This is a genomic window from Sphingobium bisphenolivorans, from assembly GCF_000412635.1.
Lineage (GTDB): Bacteria > Pseudomonadota > Alphaproteobacteria > Sphingomonadales > Sphingomonadaceae > Sphingobium > Sphingobium bisphenolivorans.
In genome coordinates, this window is the sequence record NZ_ASTG01000016.1 from 23,472 (window position 1) to 35,340 (window position 11,869).

At 63.7% G+C, this 11,869-nt stretch carries 11 protein-coding genes; all 11 read left to right on the forward strand.

What is annotated here, in order from left to right:
* The first annotated feature begins 156 nt into the window (after nucleotides 1-156).
* Nucleotides 157-1,101: a glycosyltransferase family 2 protein gene (locus L858_RS0112270; protein ID WP_022683445.1), complete on the forward strand. Its 945-nt coding sequence runs from the start codon at nucleotides 157-159 to the stop codon at nucleotides 1,099-1,101.
* Nucleotides 1,098-2,075, forward strand: a complete 978-nt coding sequence (locus L858_RS0112275) for a glycosyltransferase (RefSeq protein WP_022683446.1) — start codon at nucleotides 1,098-1,100, stop codon at nucleotides 2,073-2,075. Before L858_RS0112270 ends, L858_RS0112275 begins: the two co-directional genes overlap by 4 nt.
* Nucleotides 2,056-3,237, forward strand: a complete 1,182-nt coding sequence (locus L858_RS20020; protein WP_238564966.1) for an FAD-dependent oxidoreductase — start codon at nucleotides 2,056-2,058, stop codon at nucleotides 3,235-3,237. Before L858_RS0112275 ends, L858_RS20020 begins: the two co-directional genes overlap by 20 nt.
* A complete protein-coding gene (locus L858_RS0112285; RefSeq protein ID WP_022683448.1) occupies nucleotides 3,230-3,964 on the forward strand; it encodes a hypothetical protein in 735 nt (244 codons plus the stop codon). The genes L858_RS20020 and L858_RS0112285 overlap by 8 nt, the downstream gene beginning before the upstream one ends.
* Nucleotides 3,961-5,154: a glycosyltransferase family 4 protein gene (locus tag L858_RS0112290; RefSeq protein WP_022683449.1), complete on the forward strand. Its 1,194-nt coding sequence runs from the start codon at nucleotides 3,961-3,963 to the stop codon at nucleotides 5,152-5,154. Before L858_RS0112285 ends, L858_RS0112290 begins: the two co-directional genes overlap by 4 nt.
* Nucleotides 5,151-6,377 (forward strand): lipopolysaccharide biosynthesis protein, encoded by a 1,227-nt coding sequence (locus tag L858_RS0112295; protein ID WP_022683450.1) that lies wholly within the window; start codon nucleotides 5,151-5,153, stop codon nucleotides 6,375-6,377. The genes L858_RS0112290 and L858_RS0112295 overlap by 4 nt, the downstream gene beginning before the upstream one ends.
* A gap of 3 nt (nucleotides 6,378-6,380) precedes the next feature.
* Entirely contained in the window at nucleotides 6,381-8,177 is a 1,797-nt protein-coding gene (locus L858_RS0112300) for an HAD-IIIC family phosphatase (protein ID WP_022683451.1), read from the forward strand.
* Nucleotides 8,174-8,416, forward strand: coding sequence for an acyl carrier protein (locus L858_RS0112305; RefSeq protein ID WP_022683452.1), 243 nt, complete (start codon nucleotides 8,174-8,176; stop codon nucleotides 8,414-8,416). Before L858_RS0112300 ends, L858_RS0112305 begins: the two co-directional genes overlap by 4 nt.
* A complete protein-coding gene (locus tag L858_RS0112310) occupies nucleotides 8,413-8,943 on the forward strand; it encodes an acyltransferase (protein WP_022683453.1) in 531 nt (176 codons plus the stop codon). The genes L858_RS0112305 and L858_RS0112310 overlap by 4 nt, the downstream gene beginning before the upstream one ends.
* Before the next feature lie 342 nt (nucleotides 8,944-9,285).
* Nucleotides 9,286-11,196: a PAS domain-containing sensor histidine kinase gene (locus tag L858_RS0112315; RefSeq protein WP_022683454.1), complete on the forward strand. Its 1,911-nt coding sequence runs from the start codon at nucleotides 9,286-9,288 to the stop codon at nucleotides 11,194-11,196.
* Nucleotides 11,197-11,198: 2 nt separating this feature from the next.
* Nucleotides 11,199-11,828 (forward strand): response regulator transcription factor, encoded by a 630-nt coding sequence (locus L858_RS0112320; RefSeq protein WP_022683455.1) that lies wholly within the window; start codon nucleotides 11,199-11,201, stop codon nucleotides 11,826-11,828.
* The last annotated feature ends 41 nt before the right edge of the window (nucleotides 11,829-11,869 follow it).

Sequence of the window (11,869 nt, forward strand, 5' to 3'; positions counted from 1 at the left end):
ACTTATCGGTACGTGCAACTACATAATGGATTATTTCTGAAATGTGTGCAGAATGGCTGTCATAAGGTCGTAGATCAATTCAGAACAAAGACGAATTGATGTATAAATGATGTAACTGATCAAAAATATCTTTGTCAGGTTTTTAGGATCTGGACCATGACCGACCTGTCCATAGTCGTCCCGCTCTATAATGAAGAGGATAATGTTCCTCTGCTTCACGCCGCGATAAGCGGCGCGCTTGCCGATTTTCCCCGCGTCTATGAAGTGGTTCTGGTGGATGATGGCAGCAAGGACGCGACTTTCGACGCGGCGGTTGCGCTGGTCCGCCGGGACCCGCGCGTGCGGGTGGTGAAGTTCCGCGGCAATTACGGCCAGACGGCGGCAATGGCGGCCGGCATTCGGGAAGCGCGCGGGGACATCATCGTCACCATGGACGGCGATCTTCAAAATGATCCCCTGGACATACCCGACATGATCCGGCTGATCGACGAGGGACATGACATCGTCGTGGGATGGCGCAAGAAGCGCCAGGATGGCGGCATGCGCGTTTTCGTGTCCAAGGTCGCCAACCGCATCATGGCCCGATTGATGGGTGTCGCTGTGCGCGACAGCGGCTGCTCGCTCAAGGCGTTTCGCAGCATACTCATCAAGCAACTGCCCATGTATGGGGAAATGCACCGCTTCATTCCCGCGCTGTCCCGTCTGGCCGGCGCGCGGCTCGCGCAAGTGGAGGTGCGCCACCATCCCCGGCAGTTCGGCGTGTCCAAATATGGTTTCTCGCGCATCTACAAGGTGATGCTGGACATCATCTCGATCCGCGTTCTCCTCAGCTATGTGCGGCGCCCAATGGCCTGGCCCCGGCTGCTGATCGCGCTGGTCACGGCGCTGGGCATTGCCGCCGTCATCGCCGCTGTCGTGAATGGCGGCATCGCGCTGCCGATGCTGGCGATCGGGTCGCTGCTGCTGTCGCTCGGCCTGTTTCTGCTCGGCTGGGCAGTCATCGGACAGATGCTCGCGTCACTGTCCGACAATGTTTCATCTTTCGCTATTTTGGGAGCTAAGCTCTCCAACGCGATCCGGCATGAAGGGGAAGAAAGATGATTGCCAGTGCAAAGCTGGATCTGGTCGAAATTGTCGACCTAACGGTGGTCGTGCCTGTCCTGAAGCGGTTTGATGATCTCGCAATACTTTACGAAGATTATCGGCACAGCCTGGATACCACCGGTAAGAGATGCGAGTATATCTTCGTAATCGACGGTGGCCAGGATGTCCCACTTGCCGGACTGGAGCGGCTTGCTTCGTCTGGCGAGCCGATCGAGATCGTCCGTTTCAATCGCGAATTCGGCGAGGCCGCTTGCCTGCGCGAGGGCGTGAGTCGGGCGAGCGGGCGGCACCTGCTGTTCCTACCCGCCTATGCACAAGTCGCGCCGGACGCCATCGCCGATCTGATCGGCCATCTGGACGATGCCGACGTTGTCGCGGCTCGGCGCAATCGGCGGGCGGATGCGATGTTCAACCGAGTGCGCGGTTGGGGTTTCGAGCGGCTGACCCGTTTCGCCGGCGCGCGTTACGACGATCCCGGCTGCATGGTGCGCGCCGTCCACCGCAGCGTGTTCGATGAGATCCCGATCCAGGACGACAAGCAGCGTTTCCTGCCGCTGCTGGCCGAAGTCCACGGTTTCAAGGTGATGCAACTGACGCTGCCGCAAGCGGTCAGCGATGCCGCCCGTCCGCAGCATCGGCCTGGCGTCTATGCCGACGTGATGATGGACCTGATGGCGGTCGGCTTCCTGCTGCGATTCATGCAGCGCCCGTTTCGCTTCTTCGGGTCGTGCGGCGCGGTGGCGGTCTTGTGCAGCCTGGTGCTGATGGGCTACCTGATGTTCCAGCGAGAGGTCAGCAATGTGCCACTCGCCGACCGGCCGATGCTGGTGCTGGTCGTGCTGCTGATGGTGCTGGGCATACAGATCGCCGCGATTGGCCTGATCGCCGAAATCATCATCTTCACGCGCGGTGATGGCAAACAACATTATCGCGTCGAGAAGGTTGTCGAGCATGTCTCGGGCGATGCCTGACCCGGTCATCATCGGTGCGGGCATCCAGGGCGCGACGCTGGCCCTGGCGGCTGTCGCGCGGGGGCTTCGGCCCTTGGTCATCGACCGCGACGCGGAGCCGTCGGGCGCCAGCGTCAACAGCTATGGCATCGTGCATGGCGGCCTGCGCTATCTCCAGCGGCTCGATCTACCCCGCTGGCGCGAGAGCCGCCGCGCCCAGCTCTGGTATATCGACCGCTATCCCCATCATGTGCACCCCTTACGCTGCGTCATGCCGCTCTACCGTGGCAGGCTGCGTTCGCCCGCGCTGTTCGGCGGGGCGCGGACATTGGATCGAGCGCTGCGCACGACGGTGCAGCGGCAGGTGCCCTTGCCGGCCGACCATGGCTGCGGGAGGGAAGAAATATTGGCTGGCTATCCCGTGCCCTCGTCCGGCCTGGTCGGCGGCGCGGTGTGGCACGACGCCCACATTCGTGACCCCCATGCCCTGCTACGCGAAATGCTGGCAGAGGTGGAGGATCGCGGCGGCGTGCTGCTGCGCTCGACGGAGGCAGTTGCGCTCGACATCGGAGAGGGCAGGGTGCGCGGCCTGTATGTCCGCGACCGAACGAACGGTGCCGAACGGCGGATCGCAGCATCGCAGATATTCGATTGCGGCGGCGCATCGGCGGGGCAGTGCCTGCAAGGTGGGGCGAAGAGCGCGCTGCCGAGCGCCGCTATGCTCGCCTTCAACCTGCTCGTCGATCTGCCGTTCCCGGCCGGCGGCGATGCGTTCGCGCTGTCGCCGGTTGCCGGCAAGGGGCGTAGCTATTTCTTCCGTCATCACGCCGGCGCCACGCTGGTCGGGACTTTCTACCGCCCAGCTCCGGTGGGAGCGGCCCGCGAGCCGACCGAGCAGGATATTCTTGCGGCCCTGCGCCAGATCCGCCTGTGCCTGCCCGACATGCCGGTCGAGCGGGACATGGTGCGGTCGGTTCGTGCGGGGCTGCTGCCCGATCGCGACGGCAGCGGGCGCACGCTGCTCTCTGCCGACCGGCATCTGCGGCCGGGGCCGCGGGGCTACCATATTCTTCTGGGCGGCAAGCTCACGACCGCGCCACTCCTCAGCGAGCGTGTGGCGGCCAGGATCTTGCCCCCGGCAAAAGGCGCCATGCAGAGCGGATTGTTGCCCCGCCATGCCTAGGATCATGCTCGACGCCCATGTTCACCTGCATCCCGGCAAGCCGCCCATCAGGGCATTGCGGGAGGGACGCAAGCGAATGGCGGAGATGGCGGCCGGAGTTTGCCTGCCGGTCGTGTTGCTGGCGGAGCAGCAGGGCTGCAACGCGTTCGAAAGCCTTCGCGCGAGGGCGCATCCCACGCGCGAGGCGGAAAGCCTGTGGCTGGATAATGCGTCCATAAGTCCGCTGCTGATCCTTGCCGGGCGGCAGGTGGTCAGCGCTGAAGGCCTGGAGATATTGGCGCAGGCAACCGCGGCGCAATTTTCCGACGGAGAACCGGCCGAGCAACTGCTGGAGGCGATGACAGCGGCCGGCGCGATCATCACCCTGCCTTGGGGCGCCGGCAAATGGCTGGGGCGCAGAGGCCGGCTTCTCGACAGGCTCCTGGCGGCGGACCTGGAAGGCGCGCTGCTGTTGGGCGACAATGGCGGACGCCCTGCCTGGTGGCGTGAACCAAGGCTGATGGCGCGACCTGTGCTGCGCGGCTCCGACCCGTTGCCGCTCGCCGGCGAAGATGCGCGGATCGGCAGCTTTGGTTCTATGCTGGAGGGCGCGCTGTCTCGCGAGCGCCCGGCCGCCGACCTGCGTGCGCTGCTTCGCGCGCTCCGGCAGCCACCGCCGGGCTTTGGCCGGCACGTATCGTCCCTCCGCTTTGTCAGCCACCAGCTACGTATGAGGATCGCCGCATGAGGATATTGATGCTGGCGCCCCAGCCCTTTTACGAGGAGCGTGGCACGCCCATCGCGGTGCGGCTGGCTGCAGAGGCTCTTGCCGCCCAGGGGCATGAGGTCGATCTGCTGAGTTTCCATCTCGGCCGCTCGATCCCGATGCCCGGGGTGCGACATCACCGCATCGCACCGCCGCCCGGCATCCGCCACGTGCCGATCGGCTTTTCGTTCAAGAAGGTGGTCTGCGACCTCTACATGCTGGGCAAGGCCGCCCGCATGATGCTGCACCAGCGCTATGACGTGCTCCATGCCGTGGAGGAGGCCGCTTTCTTCGCGCTGCCGCTCGCCGCGCTCGGCCGCGCGAAACTGGTCTATGACGCGGACTCAATCCTGAGCGAACAAATTGTCGAGAAATGGCCCAAGGTTGCGCCGCTGGCTGGCCTGGTCGCCTGGGTCGAGCGGCTGGCCTATCGCCGAAGCGATCTGGTCGTCGCGGTTTGCCCCGCCGTCCGGGATGCCGCCAGCAGGGCCGCGCCGGCGGCCAGGGTGCATCTTCTGCCCGACGCGGTCATGGGAGAGGGCGCGCCGCCACCTGTGGAGGAGGATCTGCGTGCGGAAGCGGAGGGGCGCGAGGTGGCGCTCTATGTCGGCAATCTGGAAGCCTATCAGGGCGTTCCGCTCCTCCTGCAAGCCATGGCGATGCTGCCCCCCGGCGACCGGCCGCTGCTGGTCGTCATCGGCGGCGACGAGGCGGCGGTGGAACGGCATCGCCTGCTTGCGGAAGGACTGGATATCGCGGCCGACGTCCAGCTGCTCGGCGTGCGGCCGTTGAGCGCGCTCGGTGCTTACCTGCCCATGGCCGATATTCTCTGTTCCCCTCGCATCAAGGGGCGAAACACGCCGATGAAGATCTTTTCCTACATGGCGTCGGGCCGCGCGATCCTGGCCACGGACATCGAAAGCCATCGGCAGGTGCTGGACGCGGAATGCGCGATGCTCGTGACGCCTGATGCCGCAGGCATGGCGGCCGGCCTCCAACGGCTGAAACATGATCCTGCCTGCCGCGCTCGCCTCGGCGATGCCGCGCGAGCCAAGGCATTGCGGGACTATAGTCATGCCGCCTTCGAGGGGCGCCTCCGCCGCGCCTATGCGATGATCGCGCCAGACGGTCTGAACCCGCCCGCCGCTCCCGCTTTGAAGGTTCGGCTGTGAAGGTCGGCGCGTCCTCCGTGCCGGTGGCCGCCAAGAGCAGGAGCCTTTCCAGCCTTACGACCGCCCTGGGCTTCGGCCTGTCGGGTGCGGCGTTCACGCTTGGCTCGCTCATGCTCGCCCGGATGTTGCCGATGGACGCCTATGGACGGCTGACCCTTGCGGTGGCGGTCTTCAACATACTCGGACTGCTGACGCCACTTGGTGTGGACCAGTTGCTCCTGCGCCGACGGATCGCGATCGACGGCCGGCTACTTGCGCTGCTGCTTGGATCCGGCACCGCCATGTCGGCGCTTATGGCTGCAGCGATGCACCATGCAGGCGGGCTGCGGCCGATGGAAAGCCTGTTGACGGGCCTCGCGATCATCGCGGGGGGCGTCGTTGCGACCGCGAGCATAGGGTTACGCATTGCCGGGAAGCCCGCGGCATCGATGCTGCTGGTCATCTCTGCCAGCTTTGCGCTGCTGCTGGCGGGCACGATGGCGCTGGCGCTCGGGCTGACAGACACGATCGTGCCGCTGGCGATCTTTGCGACCGGCAACTGCCTCTCCGCCATTGCGGGCTGGTGGATGCTGGCGGGGATGCGGCAGGACGCGACCGGCCGCCCCGACCCGATCGTCTGGCGCGAAGCCCTGCCGATGCTCGGGCTGGTGGCGCTCGGCACCTTGTCCCTCCAGATTGAGCGTATCATCATCCCGATCCCCCTGACGCTGGAGGATCTAGCGCGCTTCGGGGTCCTGGCGTCGGTAGCGATTTTCCCTTTCAGATTGCTCGCCGCCGGCGTCAGCCTTTCCCTGCCGCCCCGGCTGCTGGTCGCAAGCTGCGCCAGTGAGCGCCGTGGTGCAGTCAGGCGGGAAATCATGCAATTGATGCTGATTTTCGTGCCTGCCAGTCTGCTGCTCATCCTGTTGGCGCCCTGGGGCGCGGCGCTGCTAACCGATGGCATCTACAAGTTGGACCGGCTGCTCGTGCTGGCCGCTTGCCTGAACGGAGCCAGCAAGGTCGCGATGGCCTTCCCCTCCGCCATGCTCAAAGTGTCGGGTAGCGCGTCCGACCTGCTGCTGGTCAATGGCTGGGGCGTGATCTGGCTGGTGCTGACCTTTTGCGGGGCGCTGGTCGGTGCACATTATGGCCTTGCCGGGCTCATTCTGGGCGCCAGCCTGGCGAGCATCGTCCCCACCATCTTTTCCTTCAACCTGGCCTGGGATCGCCTGGGCAAGGGGTGACCAATGACTGCACAGACCTGTTTTGCCGACATATTTGACCTGCTGAGGAACGAGCCCGCCGTTGATTACCGCAAGGCGAGCCGGATGCTGCGGGAGATCGAGATGCCGGCCGATCTTCGCGTAGCGATGATGGGCAACATGACGCTGGACCTGCTGATACCTTGCCTGCGAGTCGCGGCCGCCAGCGTGGGCCAGGTGGCAGAATTCCAGGCAGCGCCTTTCGGCCAGCACATGCAGCATCTCCATGACGAAGCCCTGGCGAGCTTCCGTCCCGACATCCTCCTGCTGGCGCTGTCGCCTGACGTCATGCGCCCCGATGGCTTCGCGCGCTTTCAGGCGATGACGGTGGAGGAGCGGCAGGCGCTGCGCGACGGCATCATCGCGGAGATAGAGGAGTGGATGGCCGCGGCGATCAGCCGCACTGCCGCGACGCTGATGATCGCCAATTTCCCCAGTCCGCGAAGTGCCGGCGGCCTTGCCGACCTTGCGAGCGAATATGGTGAACAGGAATTTTACCTCGACCTCAATCACGCGCTGATCCGCACCGTGCGAGGACAGCCACGCGCTCTTATTCTTGATGTCGCGGCCGCAGCAGCGCGGGTCGGCACGCGCCAGGCGATCGACGCGCGGCTGCAGCACCTCGCCAAACTCTCGTGGACGCAGCCGATGATTCGGGAAGTCGGGCAAGCCTTTGCCCATGCAGTCGTGGGCAGCAGGGGCCTTGCCCGCAAATGCCTGGTGCTTGATCTCGACAACACCCTCTGGGGCGGCGTGGTGGGCGAGGATGGCCCGCACGGCGTCCATATCGGGCCGGGGGACATGGTGGGGGAAGCCTTCCACTCGTTCCAGCTGCGTGTCAGGGCGCTCAAGGAGCGAGGCATCCTGCTCGCCCTGTGCAGCAAGAATAATCCCGCCGATGTGGAGGAGATTTTTCGGGAGCGCGGCGACATGCCGCTCAAGCTGTCCGACATGGCGGCGACGGCGGTCGGCTGGCAGCCCAAGCATGAAGGGCTGGAGCAGATCGCGCGCACGCTGAACATCGGCCTCGACGCGCTGGTGTTCCTGGACGACAACCCGGCCGAGATCGCCGCCGTCCGCGCCCATCTGCCGCAGGTGCAGAGCGTCCTCCTGCCCGCCGAACCGGCCTATTATGTGGATGCGCTGGATGAGCTTCCCTGGTTTGAGAAGGGCCGATTGACCGCCGAGGATAGCGGCAAGGCGGAACAATATGCGATCGCCGTCCGGCGCGATGCCCTGAAGGTGGAGCGCGATCCCGAAGATTATCTACGCCTGCTGGAGATGCGTGCCGTGATCAGGGAGGCCGATTCCGCCGACTTGCTGCGCCTGCATCAGCTGTTCGCCAAGACGAACCAGTTCAATTTGACCGCAAAGCGTCTGGGGCTGGGCGAGATCGAGGCCTTGCTCCAGGATGATGCGCATCAGGTCGGGGTCGCTGAGTTGCGCGACAAATTCGGCAATCTGGGCACTGTCGCCCTCTATGTTCTGCGCCGGAACGGGCATGTCCTGACGATAGACCATCTGATGATGAGTTGCCGGGCCATGGGTCGGGGGCTGGAAGACGCGCTGATGAACGACATCAAGCAGCGCTTCCTGGCGATGGATGATGTGCCCCTGATCCAGGGGCTCTACGTGCCCACGCCCAAGAACAGCGTGGTGAGCGGCTTTTATGAGCAGCAGGGCTTTGAGCGAGCGCCGCAAACCGGGTGTCTCGCCTATAGACTCGGCAGGACCGACGTCCGGTTGAAGCCGTGCAACATGATCAAAGTGGAGAATGAATGATGCCTATCACGATGAACGAACTGCTCGCGCTGGTCGGTGACGTGATCGAGCTTGATCCCACCAGGATCGACGTCTGCAGCGATCGGGACGATGTGCCCGGCTGGGATTCGCTCGCGCATCTTAGCATTGTCACGGCGCTGGAGGAGCGGTGCCATGTCCGACTGACCATGGAACAGATTGTTGCGGTCAGGACCGTGGAGGATCTGGGTCGCGCCCTGACAGAGCCGGTGAGACCGTGAAACTGACCGTTGCGCTCCGTCGACTGCTGATCCCGGGCATCTTCCATACAATCTATCATCTGGTGCGCAACCGCGTGATGGTCAGCCCGCGCGCGGAGGTCGAATGGAGCAGGCTGCTCAAGATCGGGCGGCGATCGCAGATCAGCTCCTTCGTGAAGATCAAGGCTAGCAACGGCCCCGTGGTGATCGGCGCCCGCACGGACATCGGCTGCGGCGCCTTCATCGCCGGGCACCAACATGGCGTCGAGATCGGCGATGATTGCCTGATAAGCCCCAATGTCTCGATCATAGGTGTCAATTATCGCTACGATCGCGCTGACGCCATCATCCGGGAGCAGGGCGTCAAGTCCGAGGGACCGGTCCAGATCGGCAACAATGTCTGGATCGGTGCCGGGGCGGTGATATTGGACAATTGCCGGATCGGGGATGGAGCCATCATCAGCCCCAACTCTGTCGTGTCCGGCCCGATCCCGCCCCTTGCGATCGCCTCGGGCAACCCGGCTAAGGTCATCTTCGTGCGCCGATGATGTCCATGACGCTTTGCAGATGCGACCGCCTTCTTGGCTGCCGTCTTCGGCACAGCTTTTGCATAACCATCAGCAGTTCGCCGCCGAGATCGCATTTTCCGTAGAATTGCCTGGTCGAAGATAATCCACGTTAAGCATCCCGGCGATATATGCGAATATACCTACTAGCAGGCCCGTATCTTTTGGATATAGTCATGCTGCAGCGCAACACTTGGTGATGCGCGGCGGCAGTGGACTAGGCTGAATAACCCGTCATTTCACGCCTGATATTGAAGCCTCTAAAAAGAGGCGCGGTCGCAAGAATAACATCGGATCTGGCCTTATGGCGCGGAGTAGAAGGTTATGCTCGCGAGCGATAGTGGAACATGGTCGATCGATGCGATGGCGTCCCTGCGCCTTTGCATCGACGGTCTTGTAAAACATCTCGCGCACCCGGAGCGGGAAAGCCGCAGGAGCATAGTGCGGCGCTATCTGCTCGCGCTGCTTGTGCTTGCCCTGTCCACCTCATGGCTCCTTTTGATGGACCCATCCGCGCGACTGCTGTGCCACGAGATCTTCCTGCTGATGATCGGCGTGACGACGACCGCCATTTTGGGCGCAGGTCCAAGCATGTTGGCGATTTCGGGCCTGATGGTGACGGGCAGCGCGATCGTCGACATGGACATGAACGGAACGGCCACGAATGATTTCATTGCGGTCCTCTGCGCGCTCGTGCTGGCCAATGGAGTTGCGCTTCGCTCCACCTTCTGGCGCGTCCGCGCCGAACAGGGAACGTCGCATGCCATCCGTCTGGCCGAACAGCTGAAGCTGATTACCGACGGCACCATGCATTATGCGCTTTACATGACCGACCCGGCGGGCCGCATCGTCCATTGGAACCACGGCGCGGAGCGATATACCGGCCGTCGGGAAGCAGAGGTGATCGACCGGCACATTACTGCGCTTTACGACGGGCGGCCTGAAATGGCGGACCTTCTGGAACGCACATTCGCCCTGGCTGCGGAGCATGGCGGGTGCGAGTTCGATTGCGAGTTTACCCGACGGAACGGCACCAGCTTCGTGCAGAACTGCGTGGTGACGGCACTGCACGACGAAGACGGCGGTCTTCGGGGCTTTTCCAATCTCGCGCGTGACGTGACGCAGGATCGGGAACGGGAGCATCGGTCGCAGGAGCGCGAGGCGGAGCTTGGCTCGATCCTGGGCGCGGTGCCCGACGCGGTGCTCGGCATCGATGAAAGCGGGCGCATCGATTATGTCAACGAAACCGCCGAGCGCGTTTTCGGCTATCATCCGGCGGACCTGCGGGGCAAGGATTTCAATATCCTGCTCAGCGCCAGCCAGCCAGCGCGGCAGCGCCAGCAGCGGTTGATGGAGGATGGCGAGACTCATTCCACAGCCCGAAGGCTGATCGGACGCCGCGCCGACGGATCGAATTTCCCGATCGAAATGACTTTCGTGAAGGTGGAGCGGATGCGCAAGGTCCACAGCACCGCCTTCATCCGCGACCTCACTGAACAGGAAGCGACCAAGGCGCGGCTGGAGCAGTTGCGGGCGGAGATGCTGCACGGCACGCGCTACAGCGCCATGGGGGCCATGGCCTCGATGCTGTCGCACGAACTGAACCAGCCATTGACTGCGGTCGCCGCCTATATGGAGGGGAGCGCGATCCTGCTCAAGCGGGAGAAGATGGATCGGCCCAAACTGGAGCGCGCCTTCCGCGCGGCCGCTGCGGAGGCGGTTCGGGCGGGTGCGATCATGCGGCGCCTGCGGAGCTTCGTCAGCGACGGAGAGGCCCAGCTGGAAGTGCACGACATTGAAGAGATCGTCGAATCCAGCGTGGGGCTGGTGAGCGCCGCAGCGGAAGCCGCGGGTGTCTATATTGCCGTGGATGTCGGCGAGGATGCCGGACCGATCTTCGCCGATCCGATCCAGATCCAACAGGTGATCGGCAATCTCTGCCGCAACGCCATAGACGCCATGCGCGATTCGCCCGAGCGCCTGCTGACCCTCCAGGCCAGGCAGGTGGACGAGATGACGACCAACATCCTGATCAGGGATACGGGCCCAGGCGTGCCCCCCGAGATCCAGGACCGGATATTCGATGCTTTTGTAAGTCATAAGCCGACCGGGACGGGCGTCGGCCTGTCCATCTGCCGGACGATCGTCGAGGCGCATGGCGGGCATATCTGGGTGTCCACCGATGCCACGGGAAGTTGCTTCGGCTTCAGTCTCAAGCGTCAAAAGGGAGTGTAACAATGGAAGAACAGAAAAATACGGTTGTGCACATTGTCGATGACGAGGATTCAGTGCGCGCCGCGGCCTCCTTCTTGTTGGAGATGGAGGGCTATTCCGTCCGCACCTGGCAGCGTGGGACGCATTTTCTCGCAGCCGCGGCAGACGAGCCGCTGGGCTGCGTCATCATGGACCTGCGGATGCCGGAAATGGACGGGCTGGAAGTGCAGCGTCGGCTGCACGAAGCGGAACTATATTTCCCGATCATCATGCTCACCGGCCACGGCGACATCGGCACGACGGTCGCCGCCATGAAGAACGGCGCGGTGGACTTCCTCGTAAAGCCCTTCGAGCGCGAGACGCTGCTGACGGCGGTGGAGAATAGCTGGTCCCTGTTCAACGACGGTGGCGCTCGCCGGCAGCGGGCGGTCAGGGCCGGCGCCCTGGTGCAGAAGCTGACGCCGCGAGAAAAGGATGTCCTGTCTGGACTGACCATGGGCCTGCCGAACAAGCACATCGCCTTGCAGCTCGGGATCAGCCCGCGCACGGTAGAAATCCATCGCGCGAACCTGATGTCGAAGCTGCAGACGCGTAGCCTGTCTGACGCCTTGCGCGTCGCCTTTTCCGCCGGGGTGGGAAGGCAGATGGATTAACCTTTGCCCGTCCCTTCCCCGCTTTTTATCGAAAGGATGGT